This is a genomic window from Lacibacter sediminis, from assembly GCF_014168535.1.
Lineage (GTDB): Bacteria > Bacteroidota > Bacteroidia > Chitinophagales > Chitinophagaceae > Lacibacter > Lacibacter sediminis.
Window position 1 is genome coordinate 2,400,895 of the sequence record NZ_CP060007.1, and the last position, 26,669, is coordinate 2,427,563.

Annotated in this window: 25 protein-coding genes and 1 tRNA gene; 17 read left to right on the forward strand and 9 right to left on the reverse strand. The window is 40.4% G+C overall.

Annotation, left to right across the window (positions count from 1 at the left end; translation table 11 throughout):
• The first annotated feature begins 170 nt into the window (after nucleotides 1–170).
• A complete protein-coding gene (locus tag H4075_RS10245) occupies nucleotides 171–875 on the forward strand; it encodes a twin-arginine translocation signal domain-containing protein (protein ID WP_182806417.1) in 705 nt (234 codons plus the stop codon).
• A 68-nt stretch (nucleotides 876–943) separates the two neighbouring features.
• Here H4075_RS10245 and ahcY read toward each other — a convergent pair whose 3' ends face one another.
• Entirely contained in the window at nucleotides 944–2,272 is a 1,329-nt protein-coding gene (ahcY, locus tag H4075_RS10250; protein WP_182806418.1) for an adenosylhomocysteinase, read from the reverse strand.
• 116 nt (nucleotides 2,273–2,388) lie between these two features.
• Here ahcY and H4075_RS10255 point away from each other — a divergent pair, with 116 nt between their 5' ends.
• Together H4075_RS10255 and H4075_RS10260 are read left to right on the forward strand one after the other, a co-directional pair.
• Nucleotides 2,389–2,886, forward strand: a complete 498-nt coding sequence (locus H4075_RS10255) for an Lrp/AsnC family transcriptional regulator (protein WP_182806419.1) — start codon at nucleotides 2,389–2,391, stop codon at nucleotides 2,884–2,886.
• Nucleotides 2,887–3,003: 117 nt separating this feature from the next.
• The gene (locus H4075_RS10260) at nucleotides 3,004–3,312 is read left to right on the forward strand and encodes a phosphoribosylpyrophosphate synthetase (protein WP_182806420.1); all 309 of its coding nucleotides are present in this window, start codon (nucleotides 3,004–3,006) and stop codon (nucleotides 3,310–3,312) included.
• Between the two features lie 2 nt (nucleotides 3,313–3,314).
• On the opposite strand, the gene H4075_RS10265 is transcribed toward H4075_RS10260, so the two are convergent.
• Nucleotides 3,315–3,608 (reverse strand): hypothetical protein, encoded by a 294-nt coding sequence (locus H4075_RS10265; RefSeq protein WP_182806421.1) that lies wholly within the window; start codon nucleotides 3,606–3,608, stop codon nucleotides 3,315–3,317.
• Nucleotides 3,609–3,644: 36 nt separating this feature from the next.
• Complete coding sequence (locus tag H4075_RS10270; protein WP_182806422.1) at nucleotides 3,645–4,358, reverse strand: PrsW family intramembrane metalloprotease; 714 nt, start codon at nucleotides 4,356–4,358, stop codon at nucleotides 3,645–3,647.
• Nucleotides 4,359–4,427: 69 nt separating this feature from the next.
• On the opposite strand from H4075_RS10270, the gene H4075_RS10275 reads away from it, so the two are divergent.
• The gene (locus tag H4075_RS10275) at nucleotides 4,428–7,253 is read left to right on the forward strand and encodes a hypothetical protein (protein WP_182806423.1); all 2,826 of its coding nucleotides are present in this window, start codon (nucleotides 4,428–4,430) and stop codon (nucleotides 7,251–7,253) included.
• A gap of 67 nt (nucleotides 7,254–7,320) precedes the next feature.
• Here H4075_RS10275 and H4075_RS10280 read toward each other — a convergent pair whose 3' ends face one another.
• Nucleotides 7,321–7,791 (reverse strand): hypothetical protein, encoded by a 471-nt coding sequence (locus tag H4075_RS10280; RefSeq protein WP_182806424.1) that lies wholly within the window; start codon nucleotides 7,789–7,791, stop codon nucleotides 7,321–7,323.
• 18 nt (nucleotides 7,792–7,809) lie between these two features.
• Entirely contained in the window at nucleotides 7,810–10,434 is a 2,625-nt protein-coding gene (locus H4075_RS10285) for a valine--tRNA ligase (RefSeq protein ID WP_182806425.1), read from the reverse strand.
• Between the two features lie 471 nt (nucleotides 10,435–10,905).
• Between H4075_RS10285 and H4075_RS10290 the strand changes: the two genes are divergently transcribed.
• Nucleotides 10,906–12,270, forward strand: a complete 1,365-nt coding sequence (locus tag H4075_RS10290) for an exonuclease domain-containing protein (protein ID WP_182806426.1) — start codon at nucleotides 10,906–10,908, stop codon at nucleotides 12,268–12,270.
• 97 nt (nucleotides 12,271–12,367) lie between these two features.
• Here H4075_RS10290 and H4075_RS10295 read toward each other — a convergent pair whose 3' ends face one another.
• Nucleotides 12,368–12,817, reverse strand: a complete 450-nt coding sequence (locus H4075_RS10295) for a DUF2147 domain-containing protein (RefSeq protein WP_182806427.1) — start codon at nucleotides 12,815–12,817, stop codon at nucleotides 12,368–12,370.
• Nucleotides 12,818–13,147: 330 nt separating this feature from the next.
• Between H4075_RS10295 and H4075_RS10300 the strand changes: the two genes are divergently transcribed.
• The 10 genes from H4075_RS10300 to trpA all read left to right on the forward strand — a co-directional run bounded on the left by H4075_RS10300 (nucleotide 13,148) and on the right by trpA (nucleotide 22,013).
• Entirely contained in the window at nucleotides 13,148–14,563 is a 1,416-nt protein-coding gene (locus H4075_RS10300; protein WP_182806428.1) for an anthranilate synthase component I family protein, read from the forward strand.
• Between the two features lie 21 nt (nucleotides 14,564–14,584).
• Nucleotides 14,585–15,166 (forward strand): anthranilate synthase component II, encoded by a 582-nt coding sequence (locus H4075_RS10305; protein ID WP_182806429.1) that lies wholly within the window; start codon nucleotides 14,585–14,587, stop codon nucleotides 15,164–15,166.
• A 31-nt stretch (nucleotides 15,167–15,197) separates the two neighbouring features.
• Complete coding sequence (trpD, locus tag H4075_RS10310; RefSeq protein ID WP_182806430.1) at nucleotides 15,198–16,190, forward strand: anthranilate phosphoribosyltransferase; 993 nt, start codon at nucleotides 15,198–15,200, stop codon at nucleotides 16,188–16,190.
• A gap of 30 nt (nucleotides 16,191–16,220) precedes the next feature.
• Entirely contained in the window at nucleotides 16,221–17,018 is a 798-nt protein-coding gene (gene trpC / locus H4075_RS10315) for an indole-3-glycerol phosphate synthase TrpC (protein WP_182806431.1), read from the forward strand.
• Nucleotides 17,008–17,634, forward strand: coding sequence for a phosphoribosylanthranilate isomerase (locus tag H4075_RS10320; RefSeq protein ID WP_182806432.1), 627 nt, complete (start codon nucleotides 17,008–17,010; stop codon nucleotides 17,632–17,634). The genes trpC and H4075_RS10320 overlap by 11 nt, the downstream gene beginning before the upstream one ends.
• Nucleotides 17,635–17,729: 95 nt before the next feature.
• Nucleotides 17,730–18,362, forward strand: coding sequence for a phosphoribosylanthranilate isomerase (locus H4075_RS10325; protein ID WP_182806433.1), 633 nt, complete (start codon nucleotides 17,730–17,732; stop codon nucleotides 18,360–18,362).
• An 88-nt stretch (nucleotides 18,363–18,450) separates the two neighbouring features.
• Nucleotides 18,451–19,413 (forward strand): hypothetical protein, encoded by a 963-nt coding sequence (locus tag H4075_RS10330; protein ID WP_182806434.1) that lies wholly within the window; start codon nucleotides 18,451–18,453, stop codon nucleotides 19,411–19,413.
• 86 nt (nucleotides 19,414–19,499) lie between these two features.
• Nucleotides 19,500–20,690, forward strand: a complete 1,191-nt coding sequence (gene trpB, locus H4075_RS10335; RefSeq protein WP_182806435.1) for a tryptophan synthase subunit beta — start codon at nucleotides 19,500–19,502, stop codon at nucleotides 20,688–20,690.
• Nucleotides 20,691–20,753: 63 nt separating this feature from the next.
• Nucleotides 20,754–21,149, forward strand: a complete 396-nt coding sequence (locus H4075_RS10340) for an endonuclease domain-containing protein (RefSeq protein WP_182806436.1) — start codon at nucleotides 20,754–20,756, stop codon at nucleotides 21,147–21,149.
• Between the two features lie 93 nt (nucleotides 21,150–21,242).
• Complete coding sequence (trpA, locus tag H4075_RS10345) at nucleotides 21,243–22,013, forward strand: tryptophan synthase subunit alpha (protein WP_182806437.1); 771 nt, start codon at nucleotides 21,243–21,245, stop codon at nucleotides 22,011–22,013.
• Here the strand turns inward: trpA and H4075_RS10350 are convergent.
• Nucleotides 22,013–22,085: transfer RNA gene (locus H4075_RS10350), tRNA-Gly, on the reverse strand. The two genes, trpA and H4075_RS10350, sit on opposite strands and share 1 nt — an antisense overlap.
• A gap of 21 nt (nucleotides 22,086–22,106) precedes the next feature.
• On the opposite strand from H4075_RS10350, the gene hisH reads away from it, so the two are divergent.
• A complete protein-coding gene (gene hisH, locus H4075_RS10355; protein ID WP_182806438.1) occupies nucleotides 22,107–22,709 on the forward strand; it encodes an imidazole glycerol phosphate synthase subunit HisH in 603 nt (200 codons plus the stop codon).
• A 1-nt stretch (nucleotide 22,710) separates the two neighbouring features.
• Entirely contained in the window at nucleotides 22,711–23,427 is a 717-nt protein-coding gene (hisA, locus tag H4075_RS10360) for a 1-(5-phosphoribosyl)-5-[(5-phosphoribosylamino)methylideneamino]imidazole-4-carboxamide isomerase (protein WP_182806439.1), read from the forward strand.
• A gap of 1 nt (nucleotide 23,428) precedes the next feature.
• Here the strand turns inward: hisA and H4075_RS10365 are convergent, their stop codons facing one another.
• Complete coding sequence (locus H4075_RS10365) at nucleotides 23,429–24,922, reverse strand: lipopolysaccharide biosynthesis protein (protein WP_182806440.1); 1,494 nt, start codon at nucleotides 24,920–24,922, stop codon at nucleotides 23,429–23,431.
• Between the two features lie 15 nt (nucleotides 24,923–24,937).
• Nucleotides 24,938–26,650: a M1 family metallopeptidase gene (locus H4075_RS10370; RefSeq protein WP_255460441.1), complete on the reverse strand. Its 1,713-nt coding sequence runs from the start codon at nucleotides 26,648–26,650 to the stop codon at nucleotides 24,938–24,940.
• Between the last annotated feature and the right edge of the window lie 19 nt (nucleotides 26,651–26,669).

Sequence of the window (26,669 nt, forward strand, 5' to 3'; positions counted from 1 at the left end):
GAATTTTTGGCTTCAGTGCTTGCATTTCGTACATGAAATGTTTATTTTAGGATACTTACTTCCTGTTGTCCGCCTCTATCAATTCTAATTGCTGCTTAATCGATCTTCATAATTAATAGCAGCATATGTTCTTACCCTTCGTATTATTTAAAATCTTAAAACAAAAAGCAATGAAAGAGAAAACGCAAGAACATGTACCGGCACGCAGAAAGTTTTTAACTGCGGTTGCTGCAGGTGCTGCTGCATTAGGGTTGGCTTCTTTGCCAAAAGCAGTTCAATCAGCACCGGTATTAAATGAAGACTTTGTAACCGATGAAAGTAATCCTGACGAATGGTTTAAACAGATCAAAGGAAAACACAGGATCGTGTTTGATGCCACACAGCCGCATGAGCTATTTCCGTTTGCATGGCCTAAAGTTTTTCTTTTAACGAATGAAGCTACGGGAACCGGACCTAAAGACTGCAGCGTTGTTGTGGTGTTAAGGCATACCGCAATTGGTTATGCTATGGAAGATAAACTCTGGGAAAAGTATAAGCTTGGTGAATTATTTAAAGCGAATGATCCGAAGACAGGTACAGCAGCTACACGCAATCCTTTCTGGCAACCAAAACCAGACGATTTCGTTATTCCAGGTATTGGAGCAATACCACTCGGTATTAATGATCTGCAGAAAGAGGGGGTGATGTTCTGTTATTGCCAGGCTGCATTTGGTGTTTATTCAGCCGCTGTGGCTGCTAAGATGAATATGGATGTGGAAGCTGTTCGTAAAGAATGGTCTGCAGGATTGTTGCCGAATATTCAACCTGTACCTTCAGGTGTTTGGGCTTTGGGCCGGGCACAGGAACATGGATGCGGTTATATTTTCGCTGGATAAAAAACAAAAACCCGTTTCAATTGAAACGGGTTTTTTATAAAGCCTAAGCCAGTAGCTTTCTGCTTCTATTAATAACGATACAATTCAGATTTGAAAGGACCATTCTGCGGAATGCCGAGGTACTCAGCTTGTGCAGCTGTTAACTCGTCTAATGTAGCACCAACTTTTGCAAGGTGTAAACGTGCAACTTTCTCATCCAGATGTTTAGGAAGAACGTACACTTTGTTTTCGTACTTGCTGTGGTTCTGCCATAATTCAATTTGCGCCAATGTTTGGTTGCTGAAAGAGTTACTCATCACAAATGATGGGTGACCTGTTGCGCAACCTAAGTTTACCAAACGGCCTTCAGCTAACAGGATGATATCTTTACCATCGATGTTATAAAGATCAACCTGTGGTTTAATAGTGTCTTTTGTGTTACCGTAGTTAGCATTCAACCAGGCAACATCAATTTCAATATCAAAGTGGCCAATGTTACAAACAATAGCTTTGTCTTTCATTGCTTTGAAATGTTCAGCAGTGATCAGATCACGACAACCAGAAGCAGTAACAATGATGTCAGCTTCTTTTACTGCATCGATCATACGCTTAACTTCAAAACCATCCATAGCAGCTTGCAACGCACAGATAGGATCGATCTCAGTTACAATAACACGGCAACCGGCACCACGTAAACTCATGGCGCTTCCTTTACCCACATCACCGTAACCACCAACTACGGCTACTTTACCAGCCATCATTACATCAGTTGCACGACGGATCGCATCAACTAAACTTTCCTGGCAACCATATTTATTATCGAACTTCGATTTTGTTACAGAATCGTTTACATTGATCGCAGGCATTGGTAATGTACCTTTCGCCATACGCTCATATAAACGGTGTACACCTGTTGTCGTTTCTTCACTCAAACCTTTGATACCGGCAACGAGTTCAGAATAGTTATCTAATACGATGTTGGTTAAATCACCACCATCATCAAGGATCATGTTTAACGGACGGTCAGGTGAACCAAAGAACAATGTTTGTTCAATACACCAATCAGCTTCTTCCTGCGACTGACCTTTCCAGGCATATACGCCAATACCTGCAGCAGCAATTGCAGCAGCAGCCTGATCTTGTGTTGAGAAGATATTGCAAGAACTCCATTTTACTTCAGCACCCAATGCGATCAATGTTTCGATCAACACAGCTGTTTGAATGGTCATGTGCAAACAACCGGCGATACGTGCACCTTTCAAAGGTTGTGAAGCACCATATTCTTCACGAAGACTCATTAAGCCGGGCATTTCTGCTTCAGCCAAACGAATTTCTTTGCGGCCCCATTCAGCCAGTGTGATATCTTTTACTTTGTACTTCAGATCGAAGTCAATTGTGTTTCTTGTGAGCGTTGACATATGTAATGTTTTAGATGGCAAAGGTAGTTTTTCAGGATAAAATAATACGAATGTGAATAAATTCAGGAAATCATTCTAATTTGGTGGTTGACGGGAGGATAAAAACCTGTTTACCCATGGCAAAAGCAACGAAAACAGAACAAATCACTAAAGAACCGGTTACGCTCGATAAAACTGACCTCAGTATTCTACGTCTTTTGCAGCAAAATGCAAGGATGACGGTGAAAGAGATCGCCGATAAAGTACATTTAAGTACCACGCCAGTTCATGAGCGTATCAAGTGGCTCGAACGAAGCGGTGTGATCAAACAATATGCGGCATTGATCGATCATGCAAAAGTAAAGAAGGGATTGATGGTGATATGCTATGTATCATTAAAAGAGCACAGCAAAAATGCGGGCACGAAATTTATTAAACATATTAATGAGTTGCCGGAAGTGATCGAGTGTTACAACATCTCAGGTGAGTTTGATTTTATGTTGAAAGTGGTGGCGGAGAATATGGATGATTATTATAACTTTCATGTAAACAAACTGAGCCAGAGCGAAAACATGGGCAATGTGCAGAGCGTATTTGTGATGGGTGTGCTGAAGGAGACACATGTGATGGTGTAGAAAAAAGTGGAAAGTGGGAAGTTGAAAATAGGAAATAAGTAGTACGATAGCTCAGACACCCTCGTAGGACGGTTAACAATAAGCAATTATTATTTATCAACTATAAATTAAACATCTATGTACAACTACGATACAGTAACGGAAGCGATCAGCGATTTAAAAGCAAGAGGCTTTACACTTGATTTCAATTTGCAGACAAATGCTTTGCAATGTTTCAACCCTGATATCAATCTTGAGCCCGAAGAATTCGAGATCAAAGAGATCTATCGGTTTGAAGGTGATACCAATCCTTCTGATGAAGAAATTGTGTATGCTATTGAATCGAAAGACGGGCATAAAGGTGTGTTTGTAAATGGCTATGGTGCTTCAGCTGATGTGGTGGGATCTGAAATGATGAAGAAGCTGGTTGATCATCATAACCAATGATCTTATTCCATTTTTGGAAGCAGGTAAACAATGAAGCTGAAGAATATGATGAGAGCCGATACATGAATAGCAACAAATGGTTTTGCTTCAGGTTCTCCTTTTGTCAATTTGATAAAGTATCGTGCAGCAAATAACAGGCTTATTACCGGGAAAGTCCAAAATGCATAAACAAGAATTGCATTACGATAAGGGAAACCGGGTGTCATGTAAACATTGAACAAATTAACGATGTAGAGCAAATAGGAGACGATGGTAATGCTGATGTTTAGAAACCGGTCGGTGAAATTGAGCTTCATGTTGACTTGTATACTTAGCTTGAGTTTGTTGTAAATTTAAATGTCGGGGTGAAACATATTCTTTGAAAGATTATGATGCTCTTTAATGGCTTTCTTTGAAAGCCATACTGCAAAGATGAAGGAAGCAACTGCACCAACAAACAGCAAACTATCACTCAGGTATTTGTTTACCGTTGGATTGCCTTGCAGGAACAAAAAGAAATCGTATGTTCCATGAAAGAATGCGGCCCAGAAAATCCCCGTGAATAAATAAAACTTTCGTCGTTCAGGTTTAAATTTTGCTTTGCCTGCAAAATAACCCATGAGAACTGCAAAAGTTGCGTGGGCAGGTACACTTAAAAACATCCTCAGAATAGCTGTGCCTAAACCATGTTGCTGCACGTATAAAATATTCTCAACTGTAGCAAAGCCCATCCCGATCATGACACTGTACACAATGCCATCAAAGGGTTCGTCAAAACTTTTCCTGGGATAAGCATAAGAACGAAGCATAATGTATTTACTCCATTCTTCGCTCAGCCCGACAATGAGGTATGCAAATACTGCTGTATATAAAATTCCTTCGCCCATCAACCTTTCAACAGGTTTTACCGTTAGTAGTTGAATGATAATTGCAGGGATGATACTGAGGCAGCCCAGCAGAAAACATACAAGCAGGTTGAGATGCGGCTCACGGTTAAACCGGTCTTTCAGAAAAATATAAAGACTGATAGCAATACCGGGTGCAATGGAAAGGGCGAGCAGGAGCATAGCGGTGAAATTGCTTAAAGATACTTGCAGAAGATGATTTTATTTGCTCAGTTCAATTTATTTTTAAGTATGAATCGGAAATCTTTTAGCACAACGATTGTATTTTTTGTTTTATCGATTTGCCAGTTAAATGCCCAGCGTTTTGGTGGTAATCCATCTTCACTTAAATTTTACCAGTTGAATACAGATACGGTGCGTATCATCTTTCCAAAAGGACTGGAAAAGCAGGCGAGGGAAGCAGCCTGGCTATCGCATCAGTTGGTGCGTGATTCCTTCTCTTCATCACTTGGAAATAAACTGCGGAAGTTTAATGTAGTGCTGCAAAACCAAACCACAACATCCAATGCATATGTTGGTCCGGCTCCATGGCGCAGCGAATTTTATATGATGCCCGATCTTACTAATCTTGGCAGCGGTGCAGTTCCCTGGCACCAGTATCTTTCATTGCATGAGTTCAGACATATTGAACAGTTCTCCAACTTCAATCGAACGATTCCGAAAATCGCAGGTTTCTTTTTTGGTCAGGAAGGGCAGGCTGTTGCTATGAACCTTGCTGTGCCCGATTGGTTTTGGGAAGGCGATGCAGTATGGCAGGAAACTGTGAACAGCAGACAGGGGCGTGGCCGTTTGCCTTCGTTCTTTAACTCTTACCGTTCACTTTGGCTGGCTGATAAAAATTATTCTTACCAGAAATTACGCAATGGTTCTTATCGTCACTTTGTTCCTAATCATTACGATCTCGGATATCTCTTGGTGAGTTACGGTCGTGAAAAATACGGCAATGATCTCTGGACAAAAGTGAACAATGATGCACTTGATTTTAAAGGTTTGTTCTATCCTTATCAAAAAGCAGTGAAGCGACATACAGGTGTTGCCTACAAACAGTTTGTAAACGATGCGTTTGCCTGGTACAAAAATGAAATGAAAACAAAGGAAACATCTGTGTTTCAATCATTGCAATCGATCAACAAGCCTGTAAAGAACAGTGTGGTGAATTATGATTATCCATTTATTACAGATGATGGAAGTGTGTTGGTGTTGAAATCGGGTTACAGGCAAATACCAAGATGGGTGCGTATTCATACAAATGGTGAAGAAGAAAAGTTGAGAGTGAAGGATATTGCTGAAGACAGTTATTATTCTTACAGAGATGGAAGAGTGGTGTACACAGCTTTCAACACGGATGCCCGTTGGGGATGGAAAACTTATTCGGTACTCAAGGTATGGGATACAAGAGTAAATGAAGTAAAAAAGATCAGCAGCAAAACTAGATTGTTTCAGCCAGATATTTCACCTGATGCAACTACAGTTGTTGCGGTGAATGCAGGAACTGATCAGCAAACAAACCTCAGGTTAATACAATTAAACGACAGCGGCGCTGTTGATCTGCCGAATCCTAATCAATACGTTTACACCTATCCACGTTTTTCTGCTGATGCTTCTTCAGTCATCAGTGCTGTTCGAAATGCAGAAGGAAAGATGACATTGCTGCAAACGGATCTGTCATCGAAACAGGAAGAAGTTTTATTTCCCTTCAGCAATGCAATACTTTCCTATGTGCAAGTTGCAGGTGATACTGTGTTGTTTACTTCATCACAAAAAGGAACAGATGTATTGTACCTGTATGATGTAAAAAGTAAACAGCTATTACGTGCAGCCGATTTGCCCAATGGAAATTACCAGGCAAGTCTTGATACAAAATCGCAAACAATTATCTGGAACACGTTCACTGTTGATGGCAATATGTTGCTGAAACAAAAGTTAAGTGAAACGAAACTTGTTGAGGAAAAATCAGTGGCCCCATTAAGTGATCTGTATTTCTCTGCTAAAACATTTGCAGCAACTGACCTGTTGAAGAATGTCCAATCTCAGCCGGGTGAAGTGCAACGTTATCGTTCAGGCAAAGGGTTGTTGAATATTCACAGCTGGCGGCCATTTGCTCAAGACCCTGATTATGGTATTACATTCTACAGCCAGAATATCCTGAATACATTCATTGGCGAATATGGATATACCTACAATCGAAATGAAGGTTATAACCAGGTGTCGGCGGATCTGGTTTATGGAGGTTGGTATCCGCAATTGTCAGTTGGTGCATCGCAAACATGGAACAGAAATTTTGCATTGAACGAGGATACAACGATCACATTCAACCAAACAAACCTGAATGCAGGATTTAGTATTCCGCTCAACTTTACGGGAGGTATGACGTATAAGAATCTTACACTCTCTGCTTCCTACAATACCGAGCGGTTTAATTTTACCGGTATTGCAAAGAATATTTTAAAGGATCAACAATTTAACTATATCAATACAGGTCTTAGTTGGGTAACACAAAGTCAGCAGGCGAGGCAACAGATATTTCCCAAGTGGGCCAATGTTATATCGTTGCGATACAGGCGAACAACAGATGGTCAGTTAGGTAATCAGTTACAAGGCAATATTGGATTTTATGTTCCCGGTTTGTTCCGGAATCACAGCGTTGCATTTTTTGCTACTGGATTTGTACGTGATACCTTACGGGGTTCTGTGTTCAGCAACAACTTTCCTTTTGCAAGAGGATATGCTGCTTACAACTATCCACGAATGTGGCGTTTCAGCACCAATTATCATTTTCCGATTGCTTATCCTGAATTTGGAATTGGACAGATGATCTACATCATGCGGGTTAGAGCAAATTTATTTTATGATTATACGGCTGTAAAAAGTTTGCGGACTGGTAATGTGTTTCCGTTTGAATCGATTGGGGGAGAGTTGTTTTTTGATACACGTTTGTGGAATGTGCAGCCGTTCTCGTTTGGTGTGCGGTACAGTTATTTGCTGAGTGTGGATGATCTTGGATTAAACCGGAACCCGCATCAGTTTGAATTAGTGTTGCCGTTGGATTTGTTTTAATACTGATCAGGTAAAAATAAAAAGCCGGTTGAAAACTCAACCGGCTTTTTATTTTCTGAAGTATAAATTACATCACCTTTATCTTGATTTCCGGTGCAGTATAATAATAACCCCACTTGTCCTTTACTATAATATCTGTGATAATGATCTCGTCTTCTTTTTTAATGATCTCGTAAAGATTCTTTTGCCAGATTTTTGGTAAATAGCCTGAATTTCTGACGTTGGTAGCAGTTGAATTGTACTTGCTTTTTATTTCACCGGTTTTTTCATCTTCATACTTATCCTTGCTGCGATGAACTACAATAAAACGGGATACATGATAACGACTTTTTTTGTCATCGATCACCCATATTGCAGAATCGATCGTTGTTAAGACCATTTCAAGTGGAAGGTCGCCGCCTTTTGTTTTACCCCAAAAGCTCTGGAGTGGTGGTGGTTTTAAGGTGGTGGGCTTCGGTTTGTCCTGCGCCTTTGTTTGTACGCTAAAAAACAGCACAAACAATAGCAAGAGTAAACGGAACGGTCTTTTCAGCAACATGGATCAAATTGATTTGTGTTATAACGACGCAAGGCTTTCTTCTATTGCTTTGATCTTGGCTTCTGCATCGGCTTTCTTTTTCTTTTCAATATCCACCACTTCTGGTTTTGCATTCTGCACGAAACGTTCGTTGCCGAGTTTCTTTTCAACCGATAGAAGAAATCCTTTCAGGTACTCAAGGTCTTTGAGCATCTGTTCTTTTTGAGAAGACGTGTCAATTGCCTGTTCCGTTGCAATGTAGAATTTATCCTTTTGTATAACAGCTGAAATAGTGCCTGCTACAGAGGCCGATACATAAGAAATGCTCTCGGCATTCAGTTGTTTGGCAAGTATTGTTTCAATTGATTTATAGGATTTTTGCTGATCTGTTTCAATTGAAAGTTTGATGGCTTCTTTGGGTTTGATCTGGTTCTTCACCCGAATATCACGCAGAGCAGTGATCACTTCTTTCAATTGTATAGCAAGTTGTAATACTTCTTTATCTGTTTTCGCAGCTGTTGAAAGTTGTTTGATGGTGATGTCATCGCCTGCAGCTCTTTCTTTTAATGCATGATAGATCTCTTCCGAAATAAACGGCATGAAGGGATGAAGTAATTGCATCAGCTCCTCAAAGAAATCAACTGTTTTGTTATACACTGCAGCATCGATCGGTTGTTCAAAGCCGGGCTTTACCCACTCTAAATACCAACTGCAGAAATCATCCCATATAAGAGAGTAGATCGTTTTCAACGCTTCACTCAAGCGGAATTCATTGAACAGTTGCTCGATCTCTCCTTTCGCTTCATTCAATCGGTTTTGAAACCAGTTGGTCGCAAAGTTTGCTGTTTGTGGCTCGTTGCTTGCAGCTTGTCTTCCTTCCCACATCTTCACCAACTTCAACGCATTCCACAATTTGTTATTGAAGTTGCGGCCTTGCTCATTGCTGCTTTCATCCCATAACAGATCGTTACCTGCAGGGGAGGAGATGAGAATGCCGAAGCGGCATGCATCAGCCCCATATTTATCGATCAACTCAAGTAAGTCCGGAGAATTACCGAGGCTCTTGCTCATCTTGCGTCCTTGCTTATCACGTACAATGCCTGTGAAGTAAACTTCCTTGAATGGAATTTCTTTCTGGTATTCCATACCCGCCATGATCATACGTGCTACCCAGAAGAAAATAATTTCAGGAGCCGTTACCAATGTATTGGTTGGATAGTAATACTGCACGTCTGCATTGCCCGGATTGCTGTAGCCTTTAAACACTTCAAAAGGCCAGAGCCAGGACGAGAACCATGTGTCGAGGCAATCTTCGTCTTGCGAAAGTTTATTACCGGCAGGAGCTTTGCCGAATTTTGTTTGATAATGTTGCAAAGCATCTTCATGTGTTGTGGCAACAACATAATTTCCATCTGCATCATACCAGGCAGGAATACGATGCCCCCACCACAACTGGCGACTGATACACCAGTCTTTGATGTTCTCCATCCAATGGCGATAGAGATTTTTGAATTTAGCAGGATAGAATTTTATTTCATCATTCATCACGACATCCAACGCAGGGCCGGAGATCTTTTTCATATCTACCCACCATTGCAAACTCAAACGTGGTTCAACCACTGCATCGGTACGTTCGCTGTAACCAACTTCACTGGTATAATCTTCCGTTTTAATCAGGTGACCTTTTGCTTCCAGTTCAACCACAATTTTCTTTCTTGCTTCAAAACGGTCTTCACCAATTAATATTTGTGCCTCTTCATTCAGGGTTCCATCTTCATTGAAAATATCAACTACTTCCAGGTTGTGTTTTTGACCCAACTGGTAATCGTTCATATCATGAGCCGGTGTAACTTTTAATGCACCAGTTCCGAAATCCATTGTTACATATTCATCGGTAATAATTGGAATGCGGCGATTGATCAACGGAACAAATGCGAACTTGCCATGCAGGTGTTTGTAACGCTCATCTTTTGGATGTACACAAATCGCCGTGTCACCCATGATGGTTTCAGGACGAACAGTGGCAATGATGATATGATCATCAGTTCCTTCAATTTTATATTGAAGATGATAGAGTTTCTGATTGGTTTCTTTACGGATCACTTCTTCATCACTCAAAGCAGTTTTTGCTTTCACATCCCAGTTGATCATGCGCTTGCCACGGTAGAGAAAGCCTTTGTTATAAAGATCAACAAACACACTGATCACAGATTGATAATAATCAGGATCCATCGTAAAGCTGGTGCGTTCCCAATCTAAACTGCAACCCATCTTTTTCAACTGCTGCAAAATGATGCCACCGTATTTCTCTTTCCATTCCCAGGCGTAGCCGAGAAATTCATCACGACTGATAGAAGCTTTCTGAATTCCTTTTTCACGGAGCATCTGTACCACTTTTGCTTCAGTGGCAATCGAAGCATGATCGGTACCGGGTACCCAGCAGGCATTTTTGCCCTGCATGCGTGCACGACGAACAAGTACATCCTGGATGGTATTGTTGAGGCAGTGCCCCATGTGCAGTACACCTGTTACGTTGGGCGGAGGGATGACAACAGTATACGGCTCTCGGTCATCAGGAGTGCTGTTGAAATACTTCTGTTCGTTCCAGTAACTGTACCATTTTTCTTCGGATGCTTTATGCTCAAAATTCTTGCTCAGTTCCATGCAGGATGTATCTTTTTTGGTGGGCAAAGTTAAGGAAAGCAGGGCTGATTGGCCGAAGGAATCCAGTGCTTGAAAGAGTGATAAAAAGGAAAAAGCTCCGTTACCGGAGCTTTAAAAATAAGGTGAATAAGGTACTTAGCTGTTCTTACGAACAGCAATTGAGTAAATTTCTTATCATAGGCAATGATTAACCGAACATTAATAAGGTAATCAATGCAATCGCTGCAAAAAATACAATTACAAAAATTGTAGTTTTCACTGTGTCACTCATTTGTGATGAATTTGATGCCATAACTTTTAAGTTTAGAAGGTTACAAATTACTTCACAGGAAATACGGAATTCTAATCGTACTGTTGAGTTCTTACAGGAGTGGTTGAGGTAAATCTTATACGAATTTACTTTAGTTTTCGCAGCCGACAAAAAATCTGCCCTTTTTATTTTAATTTGCCAATACGTGTTTTTACGTGGTTATGCTTTACGCTATTACAGATACTGAGACAACAGGGGGGTATGCAGCTTCAAACGGTATAACGGAGATAGCAGTTTATATCCATGATGGCCAGCAGATTGTGGATAGCTTTGAAACGCTGGTGAACCCTCATCAGCCCATTCCCAGGTTCGTACAATCCTTAACAGGAATTACAGATGAGATGGTGCAACTGGCTCCTTCTTTCGAGGAAATTGCTCCACGATTGATGGAGCTTTTCCAGGGAAAGGTATTTGTGGCGCATAACGTGAACTTCGATTATTCGTTTGTTAATCATCAACTACAATCGCTCGGTTATAATCTGAACTGTAAAAAGCTATGTACCGTCCGGTATGCAAGAAAGATCTTTCCAAAACTGGCATCGTACAGCCTCGGGAACTTATGCAGGCATTTTGAAATTCCGCTTTATAACCGACACAGGGCTGCAGGTGATGCAAGAGCAACCGTTCAACTGCTGGAATTGTTGCGAAAAAATGATGTGAATAATCATTTGCATACCATGCTTGGGAAGCAATCGAAAGAGCAATACCTGCCACTGCATTTGAACAAAGAAGATATTGATCAGTTGCCACTCACGCCCGGTGTATATTATTTTCATGATGCAAAAGATAAAATTGTTTATGTGGGCAAAGCATTGCAGTTAAAGAAGCGTGTAACAAGTCATTTTTCCAATAATAAGCCTTCACGACAGAAACAGGAATTTCAACGAAACATTCATCGTATTTCTTACCAGCAATGTGGCACAGAGTTGATGGCTTCGGTGCTGGAGACAATCGAGATCAAACGACTATGGCCAAAGTATAACCGGGCCATTAAAGGGTATGAAGCCAGCTACGGTTTGTATGTATATGAAGATGGAAATGGGTATATGCGGTTAGCTGTTGACAGGAAGCATAAACATCTCCCGGCTGTGCATTTGTTTTACAGCAGATACGAAGGTGTAACAGAATTAAAGCGATTAGTAAAGGAATTCGAGTTGTGCAATAAACTTTGTTTTATTGATCGGTCAACCGATCCTGTTTGCAGTGCTGAAGGATGCAAAGGGGCTTGCCATGGTACCGAAACTGCAACTGACTACAATCAACGGGTACAAAAAGCGGTTGACCAGTTAAAACAGGAATTGCCAAGTTTCGCTATCAGGGAGCGATCTTATTTTAATGAAAAAGACAGTTGCATCTTAATGGAAGGTGGCCGTTTTTACGGAATGGGATATGTACCTACAGAATTTGATTTTGCTGCAAAAGATGAACTGCGTAATCAATTGCAGGAATATCCTGAATATGATTTTGTGCGAAACATCATTAAACGATATGCTTTAGAGCAACCGGATAAAGTGGTTTGGTTGTAATTGTAAGGCACAAGAAAGAAAATCCAAAAACCAAAACACAAGGAACAAGTGTAAAGGATTAAACCACAAACTGAGAACTTACGACTTCTTATTTGTTTTACTGCCTTGTCCAGGTATCTGTTCTTCCGATCAGCGAAACACCAATGTATCCCCGCACTTTGATTGAGTTGTTATTTTCCATGGAAATTTTGCAGGAGTAGGTTTTACCATTTTTTGGATCATAAATTTTTCCACCCGTCCATTCGTTTGAAGAACTGTATTTGAATCCCCACATGTTTACCAAACCCAAAACAGGTCGTGCATGATTCTTTTCGTCGGGGTGATTGATATCTGTTTTTGGTTTGCCTGTTTTAGGATCGTTGGGTTCTTTTAACCAGGTGATCTTTCCCTGGTACTTGTCGCCATTCTTGTAGATATTGATGATGCCTGTTCCTTCGCCATTTTTCCAGCTACCAACAATTGCATCAGGGTTATCTTGTTTTACACTAAAAGAAGAGATGGCCACCACAAGGCAAACAGACAATGTTGCAAGAAGGACTTTTTTCATATGACAAATTTTTAATTGTTAGATTAGACCTAGACGTTTGCAGCGCAGCAAACCGGCCCGGCAAACCTCATAGGTCTGATCACTCAAAAGTAAACAACCATTAGTATAATTTGTTACATGTAATGCTTCTTTGAAAAAAAATTTGATTATTTAACTGTCATACAACATCTTTGCAACACAATGAACAAAGCAATTGTAAATAATCAGTGGTGGTGGCATACAACTCTAAGGGGTCTGTAATGCTATTACTGTGATTGTTCCAATCATATTCAGACCCCGAAGTTTTTCGGGGTTTTTTATTTGCTGAAACTGAAAAGAATTAAACGGATCATGAAGAAAATTAAGATAGAAACGACCTGCAAAAAAATGCTGGCAGATGTATTTACACCTGTTGGCATTTACCTGCGGCTAAGGGATCGGTTCAGAGATACCATCTTGCTCGAAAGTACAGATCATCATGCAGCAGAAAATAGCTGGTCGTTTATTGGCATTAACGCCATTGCGGGAATGGAGATTACTTCAACAACCAGCATTGAATTTAAACTGCCGGGACAAAAACCTGAACGTATTGCAATCAAGCAACCAACCGAAGTGCCACAGCAGTTGTTTGACTTCATGAATCATTTTGAAGCAAGTGGTGATTGCAAGGAAGCAAAGTTTGCACAAGGGCTTTATGGTTACACCACCTACGATGCTGTTCAATTCTTTGATACCATCAAACTGAATGCAGAGCGAAAAGATCCAGCTGCAATTCCATTAATGCGTTATCGTCTTTACCAATACATCATTGCCATCAATCATCATAAAGATGAATTGTTCATTTGTGAGAATAAGATCGCAGGTATTGAAAGTGATGTGGCTGTTGTTGAAAGTTTGATCCGCAGTAAAGATGTTCCTGTTTATCCGTTTGCGGTGAAAGGAGAAGAAAGCTCCAATGTTACCAATGAGGAATATGTAGAGATGGTGAAGAAGGGCATTGCCAGTTGTCACAGAGGCGATGTGTTCCAGATCGTATTGAGCAGAAGATTTCAGCAATCTTTCACTGGTGATGAATTTAATGTGTACCGTGCATTGCGCAGCATCAATCCTTCTCCTTACTTGTTCTTTTTTGATTATGGTGATTATAAGCTGATGGGTTCATCACCTGAATCCCAGATTATCATTAACAATGGAAAAGCAGTTGTTCATCCGATAGCCGGGACATTCAAACGTACAGGTGATGATGAAATTGATCAACGTGAAGCCGCTCGTTTGCTGGAAGATGCAAAAGAAAATGCAGAGCATGTAATGTTGGTTGATCTGGCAAGAAACGATTTGAGTCGTGTGTGCGATGATGTAAGTGTGGCACATTACAGACAAGTACAGTATTACAGTCATGTGATTCACCTGGTGAGTGAAGTGATTGCAAAAGTTCGTCCTAATTCGAATCCGTTTGAATTATTAGCTAAAACATTTCCTGCAGGTACATTAAGTGGTGCGCCAAAGATCAAAGCCATGCAGTTGATCGATGCAAATGAACCAACTGCACGAAGTTATTATGGCGGTGGCATCGGCTTCATGGGTTTTGATGGAAGCTGTAATCATGCGATCATGATCCGTACGTTCATGAGCCGACAAAATAAATTGGTGTATCAGGCGGGAGCAGGTGTAGTTGCTGCAAGCAAACCTGAAAGTGAATTGCAGGAAGTGAATAATAAATTGGGAGCGTTGAAAAAGGCAATTGAGTTTGCAGTAAGTATTAGTTAATAGTTGATGAACATTACAATAATGAAAATTTTAGTATTCGATAATTACGACAGCTTTACTTATAACCTTGTTCACCTGGTGGAGAAGATCACACATATAAAAGTGGATGTGCATCGCAACGATCAGATTCCATTAGAGAAGGTGAAGGACTATGATAAAATTATTTTATCCCCTGGTCCGGGTATCCCTGAAGAAGCGGGATTGTTATTGCCGTTGATCAAAGAATATGCTGCAACAAAATCAATTCTTGGTGTTTGTTTAGGTCACCAGGCAATTGGCGAAGCATTCGGTGGAACGTTGACGAATCTTTCAACCGTATTTCATGGAGTAGCAACACCGATTAAAATCCAAAATCCAAAAAATCCAAAACCCAATGGCGTGTTGAATGGACTTTCAGATACAATTGAAGTCGGTCGCTATCATAGCTGGGTGGTGAATAAAGAAGGTTTTCCTGTTGATCTTGAAATTACAGCTGAAGATGAAACAGGAATGATCATGGCCTTGCAGCATAAAACATTTGATGTGCAGGGTGTGCAGTTTCATCCGGAAAGTGTGTTGACGCCAGTAGGAGAGACAATACTTCGTAATTGGTTGAAGGCTTAATTTGAAAATGAGTGAATTTGAAAATTTGAAAATGAAAAAAATACTTCAGTTACTGTTTGAACATAAAAGCCTCGATCGTCATCAGGCGAAAGATGTACTGTTGAATATCGGGAAAGGTGTTTACAACGAACATGAGATCACTGCTTTCATGACGGTGTATCTTATGCGCAGCATTACCATTGAAGAGCTGCAGGGTTTCCGTGATGCATTGCTGGAGCTTTGTGTGCCGGTTGATCTCAATGGACATGCGGTGCTCGATATTGTTGGTACAGGTGGTGATGGAAAAAACACCTTCAACATTTCTACGCTTTCCTGTTTCATTGTGGCAGGTGCCGGACAAAAAGTTGCCAAGCATGGTAACTACGGCGCATCAACCATCAGTGGTGCAAGTAATGTGATGGAGCAATTGGGTTATAAATTCAAAAACAATGTTGATCAGTTGAAACGTGAAGTGGAAGAAGCCAATATCTGTTTCATGCATGCACCGATGTTTCATCCTGCATTAAAAACAGTTGGGCCTATCCGTAAGAACCTCGGCATGCGTACCTTTTTTAATATGCTTGGGCCAATGGTGAATCCTGCAAGTCCGGCGTATCAACTGGTGGGAGTATTTAGTTTAGAGATGGCAAGGGTCTATAATTATTTGTTGCAACAGACAGGTGGTGCATTCACCATCATTCATAGTCTGGATGGATACGATGAAATATCATTGACGAACGATACCAAAGTGATCACAAATAAAGGTGAATTTATCATGACGCCTGAACAGTTGGGCAAACGCATGGTGCAGCAAACCGATATTCACGGTGGTAACAGTATTGAAGAAGCAGCAAAGATCTTTACAAAGATTTTGAGTGGTGAAGGAACATGGGCACAAAATGCAGTGGTGATGGCGAATGCAGCAATGGGTTTGTATTGCACCGGTGCTTATAAAACCTATGATGATGCGTTTGGAGCTGCAGTAGAAAGCTTAGAAAGCGGAAGAGCAAATGATTGTTTGAAAAAGTTAATTGAATTGCAATAAGTACCAGGTAGTAAGTATTAAGTTATAAGCATGAATATTCTAGATAAAATAATAGCACAGAAACGGATTGAAGTAGAGGAGCGGAAATCAAAGACGAGCGTAGCAGAATTGCAGCAGCGACCATTGTATGCAAGGCCGGTTCTTTCATTAAAGCAGTTTCTGCTCGATGATTCGAAGACGGGTATTATTGCAGAGTTCAAACGTCAGTCGCCATCAAAAGGTGTGATAAATGGTGAAGCAGATGTGGTGGATGTAACAACTGCTTACACAAACAATGGAGCATCCTGTTTAAGTGTGCTGACTGATGAAGAGTTCTTTGGTGGCAGTACAGATGATCTGCTGAAAGCAAGGGTGAATGAAATTCCTGTCTTAAGAAAAGACTTCATCGTTGATGAATACCAAATTACGGAAGCAAAAGCAATGGGTGCTGATGTAATTTTGCTCATCGCTGCCTGTTTAACGCCTGCAGAAGTGAAACGATTGGCGACATTTGCCAAATCGCTTGGACTGGAAGTGTTACTGGAACTGCATGCAGAAGAAGAGCTGGAGCATATTTGTGAAGAAACAGAGATCGTTGGTATCAACAACCGTAACCTAAAAACATTTGAAGTGGATATTGAACGTAGCTTGCGGATGGCAAAACAGATACCGTCAGATAAAATAAAAGTAGCAGAGAGCGGTATCAGTTCCGTTGAAAATATATTGTTGTTCAAAGCAAACGGCTTCAGGGGATTTTTGATTGGTGAGAATTTTATGAAAGAAGAAAACCCCGGACAGGCATTTGAACAATTCACACAACAATTAAAAAAGCAGAAGCATGAATATTAAAGTTTGCGGTATTACCCAATTGAAACAGGTACAACAGTTAGAAGGATTGGACATTGATTTTGTCGGGTTTATTTTCGACAAGGATTCTCCACGTTATGTTGAAGGGAAGTTGGATAAGAAAGAGATCAAGAAAGCGGATTACGACATGAAGAAAGTAGGTGTGTTTGTAAATCCTTCTTACAGTGACATCCTTGATGCGATAGAAGATTATGGTTTGGATGTAGTGCAATTGCATGGTGAAGAAACACCTGAGTTTTGTTCTGACCTGAATGAAGATGTGGAAGTGATCAAAGTATTTCATATTGATGAATCAGTAAAAGATATTGATGCATTGGTAGCGCCTTATGACGAAGCATGTGATTATTATTTGTTTGATACGAAGAGTGGTAATCAGAAAGGTGGCACAGGCAAACAATTCGACTGGGCTGTAATTGAAAAAAGCAAAATTGAAAAACCGTTTTTCCTGAGTGGTGGTATCGGTATTGAAGATGTAAAACGGATCAAAGCATTCAAGCATCCTGATTTTTATGGCGTGGATATTAACAGCAAAGTGGAGAAAGCACCGGGTGAAAAAGATATGAGTTTAGTGCTGCAGTTTAAGTTGGGAATGAAATAGTGAGTTCTGCCGTCTGACGCCCTAGTCTTACGGATTGGAGATGGCCATTCGAAACGATTGCTTTTGTTTACAACCAACCCTTTAAAGCAGAGCTTATGAGAATTAAAGTTTGCGGCATGACGGATCTTGCACAAATGCAACAATTGGGCGAGATGGGTGTTGAATTTGCCGGTATGATCTTTTATCACAAGTCACCAAGGTTTGTGTTGAAACATTTAACCGGTGTGCAGGTGAAACGGGCAAAGCTGAAAGTGTACAAGGTGGGTGTGTTTGTCAATGCGTCGTATGATGAGATCATTAATCATGTGGAGAATTTCGGGTTGGACATGGTGCAGTTACATGGTGATGAAACACCGAAGTTCTGTGAAAAGGTGAGTGATTATATTTCGCTGATCAAGGCATTTCGTATCACAGAGGATGATAATATTCCCTGGAAGATCAAAGATTATGTGGAAGCGGTGGATATGTATATGTTTGATACGATGGGTGCCGGTTATGGGGGAACAGGAAAGAAGTTTGATTGGAATATGCTGAAGGGATTGACTATCGGTAAACCGTTTTTTTTAAGCGGTGGCATTGAGCCGACCGATGCAGCAGCCATCAAAGAATTTGTAAAAGAGGAGGTAGCGAAGGATCTCTTTGCATTGGATATGAACAGCAAGTTTGAAACGATGCCCGGTGTGAAGGATATGGAATTGGTGAAGAAGTTTGTGGGAGAGTTGAGATGACAAGGTTGAAACACAGAGATACGGAGGCGCATAGCATGAATCTATGTAAACGAAGGTTTTTGGACATCAGCTTTGATAAACAACTATTATGAAAAAGACTATTTGTTTGTTGATCTTGTTTTACGCCAATTATGCGGTTGCTCAATTAAGAGTCGAAGAGTTGACCAACGATTCTTTGTTGAAACTATTTATTTGTCAGCAAACAGGAAAGCAATATAAGAATGTGCATTTTGTAACTGGAAAGGAGTTGAAAGAAAAGAAACAGATTGCCGAGAATTCAATATTTGATTCCATACAAAGCATACAAAAAATAACTACTGACTTTAATAATGATGGTAAGTTGGATTTGGTTGTTAGTTATGCTGAAAGAATGCTGTTTCAAAAGTATTTCGATGGGTTTAATATCACGGCAATTGTATCTAATCCATCGGGTAATTACGATGTAAAATATCTTTGGCAACGATATGAGCATTTTATTGGGAGTGTTGTTAGATTGTTGAATGGGGATAATCATTTCATTTTGGCAAGACTTTTCCAAGAAAAAAGGAAAGAAGTTGTTCGGTTTGATACGCTTAATTATTATCAAGGGGAGTTCGTGAATGTGGGTAGTAAATGTAACAAAGGGTTTGATAGCATTAAGTATTACACTTCCTCAAATTGGGTTTCATCGTCGTATCGGTACAGCCATCTTACTTTGTTTGCTAATGGAGTCATTCGAAGGGAAGATTTTGAAATGGGTAAAAAAAAGATTTATCAATTCCAGTTAGAACAAAGAATATTTGATAGCATAAATAATTTGATTTGCCAGGTTAACCTTTGGAAGTTGGAAGATAGTTTTGAAATGGAAAATATTTACGATGCTGGAACTTCTCACCTGGTAATTAATTATAAAGGAGGTGTAAAAAAGATTGATGATTATGGACACTGGGGAAATTTTGGATTGGGAGCTTTATATAAGGCTTTGAATAGATTAAGCAGTGAGGCCCAATGGACTTTATTGATTCCGCCGAAAATAGAATATCAACCTCGGAAAATAGGAAAGCTTAATTGATGCTTTTTGCACAACCGATGAAGGGATTGCGACGCAACAGTTGATGCCATGAAAAACAAAAGCTGGTATCATTAAAATATAAAACGATGGAAACAACATATCAAAAACCTTCTTTGCAAGGTTATTACGGAAAATTCGGTGGAGCGTATATCCCTGAAATGCTGCATCGGAATGTGGAGGAGCTGCAGAGCCGTTACCTCGATATTATGAGCGATGCTGCTTTTCAAAAGGAGTTCAGGTCGTTGCTGAAAGATTATGTCGGTCGTCCCACGCCGTTATTTTATGCAAAGCGGTTGAGCAAACAATTCAATACCAACATTTGGTTGAAGCGGGAAGATCTTTGTCATACCGGTGCGCATAAGATCAATAATACCGTTGGACAAATTTTGCTGGCTGAACGTCTCGGTAAAAAACGCATTATTGCAGAAACAGGTGCGGGGCAACATGGTGTGGCAACAGCAACGGTGTGTGCGTTGAAAGGTGTGGAGTGTATTGTGTACATGGGCGAAAAAGATATTGAACGCCAGGCGCCGAATGTGGCCCGTATGAAAATGCTGGGTGCAAAAGTTGTGCCTGCAACAAGCGGCAGTAAAACATTAAAGGATGCAACGAATGAAGCCATTCGTGACTGGATCAATAATCCGAACGATACACATTATATCATCGGCAGTGTGGTAGGTCCGCATCCTTATCCTGATATGGTGGCGAAGTTTCAAAGTGTGATCAGTGAAGAAATGCGCTGGCAGTTAAAAGAGCATACGGGTAAAGATTTGCCAACGCATGTAATGGCATGTGTGGGTGGCGGCAGTAATGCAGCCGGTGCGTTCTATCATTTCTTAGATGAATTGAGTGTGCAGTTGATCGCTGTTGAAGCAGCAGGTCATGGTGTGAATAGTGGGCTAAGTGCAGCAACAACACAACTTGGTAAGCCGGGTATTTTGCATGGCAGCAAAAGTTTGTTGATGCAAACTGCAGATGGACAGGTGGTGGAGCCGCATAGTATTTCGGCAGGATTGGATTATCCCGGCATTGGTCCGATGCATGCAAATTTATTTGAAAGTGGTAGGGGTGTATTTTTAAGTGCAACAGATGAAGAAGCATTGGATGCGGCGTTTGAAGTCAGTAAGCTGGAAGGAATTATTCCGGCGTTGGAAACAGCGCATGCGTTTGCAGTGTTGCATAATTATAAATTTAAAGAAGACGACCAGGTGATTATTTGTTTGAGTGGAAGAGGAGATAAGGATTTGGCGACGTATATGAAAGTAATGGAGAGTTGACTTGACCTCACCCCAACCCTCTCCTTGAGGAGAGGGAGAAATGTCACTCCGAAATTTAAATTTATGTCAGACTCACACAACGATAATTTGCATAAAGGTTCCGTTGGGAAGTTATTTGAGTATGCCAGAGACTTGCGAAAGAATGAAACGGTTGCAGAGGATTTATTGTGGAGGAACTTGAGAAGCAGAAAACTGGATGGACTGAAGTTTAGGAGACAACATCCGCTTGATAAATTCATTGCTGATTTTTATTGTCATGAGAAGAGATTGGTGATTGAGGTGGATGGCTCAGTGCATAATAGCAGAGACGCAAAGGAAAGCGACGAGGGAAGAACGTACGAATTAAAAGAATTGGGAATTATGGTGCTTCGATTTAGAAATGAAGAAGTGCTAAATGATATGAGTTTGGTGTTGAAAAAGATCAGAGAGTTTGTTGAGAATATGCCTGATAAGAAATAGAATACCAGATTATAAGTACAAAAGAAACATTATAAACTAAAAGCCTGGCTTCCTTCTCCTCGAGGAGAAGGTGCCCGAAGGGCGGATGAGGTTATGAGCAGAATTAAAACATTATTCGACAGAAAAAGCAAGAACGTTCTCAATGTGTATTGCACAGCAGGTTATCCTCAGTTGAACAGTACAATTGAAGTAATGAAAGCGTTACAGGAAAGCGGTGCCGACCTGATTGAACTCGGTATGCCATATAGTGATCCATTGGCAGATGGTCCGGTGATACAGCACAGCAGCACCATTGCATTAGCAAACGGTATGACGATCGAAACGTTATTTGTCCAATTAAAAGATGCACGAAAAGAAATTAATGTGCCCATCATTTTAATGGGTTACATGAATCCTGTATTGCAATATGGCTTTGAACGTTTTTGTAAGGATGCGGCAGCGGTTGGTGTTGATGGTTTGATCTTACCTGATCTTCCGGAGTATGAATTTGAAACAGAGTATGGTTCAATCATCAAAGCAAATGGATTAGATTTTATTTTCCTGGTGACACCTGAGACAAGTGATGAGCGTATTAAAAAGCTAGACAGTTTAAGTACTGGTTTTTTATATGCTGTTTCTTCTTCTTCCACAACAGGAAGTAATAAGAATATGACCGATGTAAATGCGTATCTGCAAAAACTAAAAGCGATGCAGTTGAAAAATCCTTTGTTGGTTGGTTTTGGTATTAAAGACAAAGAAACGTTTGATAAGGCTTGCGCAAATTCGAATGGTGCTATTATTGGTACTGCCTATATTAAAGCATTGGAAGGAACGAATGATGTTGCAGGAGCAACGAAACAGTTTTTGGCTGGAGTGTTAGGTTGAGCGACAAACGGGACTCGAACCCGCCACCTCGAGTTTGGGAAACTCGCACTCTACCGGATGAGCTATTGTCGCTAATGATAAAAGAAAGTTACTATGAATTTGGCAATTGTAAAATACAACGCAGGAAATATTCAATCGGTGCTGTTCGCATTGGAGCGGTTGGGTGTTGATGCAAAAGTGACGGATGATCAGGATGAATTGTTTGCTGCTGATAAAGTCATCTTTCCCGGTGTGGGGGCTGCACGCAGCGCCATGGATAGTTTGAAGGAGAAAGGGTTGGATGCGATCATTAAACAACTGAAGCAACCGGTATTGGGTATTTGTGTGGGTATGCAGTTGCTGTTTGAGCATTCAGAAGAAAATGATACAGAGTGCCTGGGTATTATTCCTGCGAAAGTGAAATTGTTCCGCAGCGAAGAGATCAGTCCTGATATTCCGATCAAAGTGCCGCAGGTGGGCTGGAATGACATTTACAATTTAAAGACTGATCTATTTAAAGATGTGCCTGAACACAGCTATGTCTATTATGTACATAGTTATTATGCAGAAATGAATCCATATTGTATTGCAACATCAAACTATGGATTGGAGTATGCAGGTGCAGTACAGAAAGATAATTTTTATGGCGTACAGTTTCACACAGAGAAGAGTGCGAAAGTGGGTGAACAAATTTTAAAAAACTTTTTAGACCAATAGTATGCAGATCATACCAGCCATTGATATCATCGACGGGAAATGTGTGCGTTTAACAGAAGGTGATTACGCTCAAAAGAAAATTTACAACGAACATCCTTTAGAAGTAGCAAAAGAATTTGAAGGAGCAGGATTGCAGCGTTTGCACCTCGTTGATCTCGATGGAGCAAAAGCTGGTGCTGTCAAGAACTGGAAAGTGCTTGAGACGATCACTTCTAAAACTTCACTCATAATTGATTTTGGTGGTGGTATTAAGCAGGAAGAAGATGTGAAGATTGTTTTGAATTCAGGTGCAGCATTGGCTACAGTTGGGAGCATTGCGGTGAAAGATGAAACAAAGTTTGTCAGCTGGTTGCAACAATTTGGTGCAGCGAAATTTTTATTGGGTGCTGATGTAAAGAATGAAAAGATCGCTGTGGGTGGTTGGTTAGAAACAACAGATATCTGGATCTACGATTTTATTGAAAAATATATCAATCATGGTGTGCAGCAGATCTTCTGCACCGATGTAAGCAAAGATGGTCGTCTCGAAGGCCCATCAACAGAACTTTATAAAAACATCCTTCAGAAATTCCCTCAACTGCATTTCATTGCAAGTGGTGGCGTAAGTTCCATGAAAGACTTGGATGAATTAGCTGAGATCGGCTGCAATGGAGCAATCGTAGGTAAAGCCATTTACGAAGGAAGAGTAACATTGAATGAGTTGAAGAAATTCAGTTAAGTTATTTTCTTCCGAAACGTTTCTTCACCACATCCACTAATTGCAAGGCATCAGGTGTAAGTTTTAGCGCAAATACAGTCGCAGTAAATATTGTTGCAAATAAACTGCTGCGCAATACAATACCTATCCAGCCTGTCATATTATTTAAAGCATAATAACTGATAAAGTAAGCGATGATTCCGGTTGCAAGTGCAAGTACAGTTTTTATACTGAACGGTTGCAGGTTGTAACGTTTCCATAAAAATGTATAACGAACGGCGTTGTAAATGATGAAAGCAACAAGGTTGGCGTAGGCGCTTCCTTCAATACCAAATTTTTTGATCAAGACATAGTTTAAAGGCAAGCTGATCGACAATAACAATACACCCGTAAGAAATTCAAATTTCCATTGTGTAGAGGTCATTATGATCTGCGAGTTTACCCCTGTACCTGAATCAATAATTCTCGATATGCCGAGAATAAAAACAACAGCAAGTCCGGTACTGTATTGTGATTGAATATCCAGTAAACGAAATGCATCTTCAATGTTGAGCCATATTCCTCCAAAGATAAACAGTGCAGCAACTAAGAGATTAATTGAAGATCGTTTGTAAATACGGTTGATCTCCTGCATGTTTTTATCTTTCCACGCCTGCGATAAAGCAGGAAGTGTAATGGAGATCATACTACGTTGCGGTATCTGGATTAAATTTGCGATGTAGGAAGAGAGAGCAAAGATGCCTGTGGGAACAAGCCCCATTAAGCTCGCAATAAAAATACTGTCCATTACCTGCGATAAAATAAAAATGACCTGCCCCGAAAAAACAAATGCTGCAAGGGTGATCATCTTTGCTTTGAACTTCTTTGTTACACGACTTGCCGTAAATGTAAAATGGAGTTGACCGTTCTTCTTCAATGAAATGGCGAGTAGTATTGCAGTAATGAGAAAGCTGAATGAAAATACTTTAATAAACAGATCAAAGCTGAGCCAGTTGAAAAGGTATAACGTAATCAGTATGGTTGTGATTAACCTGAACCCTGTTTCACGGAGAAAAGCCGGGTAAATGGTTTTCCTTGCGTTGTTACTTAATGTTTCAAGAATGGTAAACAACAGCAGTCCCAAGCCAAAGGGGAATACCCACTTGTAATAATCAACAAACAAAGGCGAGCGACCGGAAAATTTTTGCACGATCAACGGTTCAAAAATAAGTCCGCCAATCACTACCAAACAGAAACCGCCAATTACTGTTACAAGTACCCACGTTGCTAAATCATTTTCTTTTGGATCAAGATTGTCTTTGTAGTAAGGAAAAAATTTGTAGATAACCGATATTGTTCCAAGACTGGCAACCGCATACATGAGCTGACCTACATCAAAAAACAAGCGGGTAAGTGCATATTCTTCGGGAGTGAAGATGCCGTTTTTGGTGAAAAGCCAGGTATTGATAAAACCAACAAAAAAGCCAATGTAAATAACAATGCTGGAGATAATGGCTTGTTTCCTGATTTGTCCCATGAGTGGCCGAAGATATTATTTTACTTTTTTATAAGTAACATAAAAGTTCTTATCCATCAGTTTGCTGATGTCTTCACCTTGTTTAAAATTGGTACGGAATTTCTGCCAGTTTTCAGTAGCCAGCAGCAAACCATATTTTGGATTGCTGTTGCCGGGCAATCGAATAGGCATATTAAAACCTTTCACGCAATTCGTCCAGCGGTAATATAATAACTGTGTGTTGTTTTCTGTAGTAAGAAAATATTCCAGCGTTGGTACCTGGGTAGTACGCAGGTATTGATCAAACATTTTATCGAGGTTGTATCCTGTACGTTTCGAAATAAAATCTTCGATCTCTGCGCCTGTAACAGTTTTGTGGTAGTATTTCTCATTCATATCACGTAAAAGCATGCGAAAGCTGCTTTTGTCGCCAATAATCTGGCGCACCATATGAATCATATTAGCCGCTTTTGGATACATATCACCACTTCCTTCTTTGTTCACATTGTATTTGCCAACAATCGGAATATCGTTACGGATATTTCTGCGCACACCCTGCACATAAGCATCACCTGCCTCTGTGCCAAAAATATAATCAGTGTAAAGTGTTTCGCTGTAATTGGTAAAACCTTCATGCACCCACATATCGGCAATGTCTTTGCTGCTGATGTTGTTTCCATACCATTCATGACCACTTTCATGAATGATGATGAAATCGAATTTCAATCCCCAGCCAGAACCACTGAGATCGTTCCCTTTATAACCATTCATGTATTCGTTGCCGTAAGCAACGGCACTTTGGTGTTCCATGCCAAGATGATTACTTTCTACCAGTTTGTATCCGTCCTCATAAAAAGGATAGGGGCCAAACCAATATTCAAACGCACGAAGCATTGGCTTCACCTGTTCAAATTGTTTTTTAGCTTTATCAAGATTGTAATCGAGAACATAATAATCAAGATCAAGTTTTCCTTTCTCTCCATTCAATGTATCGCTGAAATGTACATACTTGCCTACGTTCATTGTTATATTGTATAGATTGATAGGTTGCGTTACAACCCATGTCCACACTTTGTTTCCTTTTCCATCTGCCACTACGTTTTGTAATTTTCCGTTTGAAACATTCATCAACGTGTCAGGAGCAGTTATGCTGATGCTTACACCATTATCCGGTTCGTCGCTTTGGTGATCTTTGCATGGCCACCATACACTTGCACCCAAACCTTGACATGCAACATTGATCCATGGATTTCCGTTCTTGTCTTTTTTCCAAACTACCCCGCCATCCCAGGGAGCACGTAAAGCCGGCTTTGGTACACCATGATAAACAAGGTAGAGTTGATGCAGATCTTTATCGGCAGTTAACACTTTGGGCATTCTGCGTTTGGGCATTTCAATATACCATGCATGTCCGTCACGGCTGAAATTCACAGGAACTCCGTTTAAGACAGCACTATCAATGACCAATGGATCCTGCAGATCGATCTGCATACGGTTGCCTTTCTTCTTCACCAATTTAAAGGAAATTGTATTGCTGCCACTAATGGTAAAATTCTTAAAGTTGGGGGTTACAGCTAAATCATACTTCACCACATTCCACCAGGCACGCTCAGGAGTTATGGAGCCACGTAATGTATCTTGTTTCGTAAGTTTTTCGTTATTATGAAAAGATTGCGATTGAACAAGTACGGATTGAAATAACAGGAACAGAAATAAGCTGAGGTAAGCTGATAAATTCTTTTTTTGCACCGGATTTATATTTGAGCCT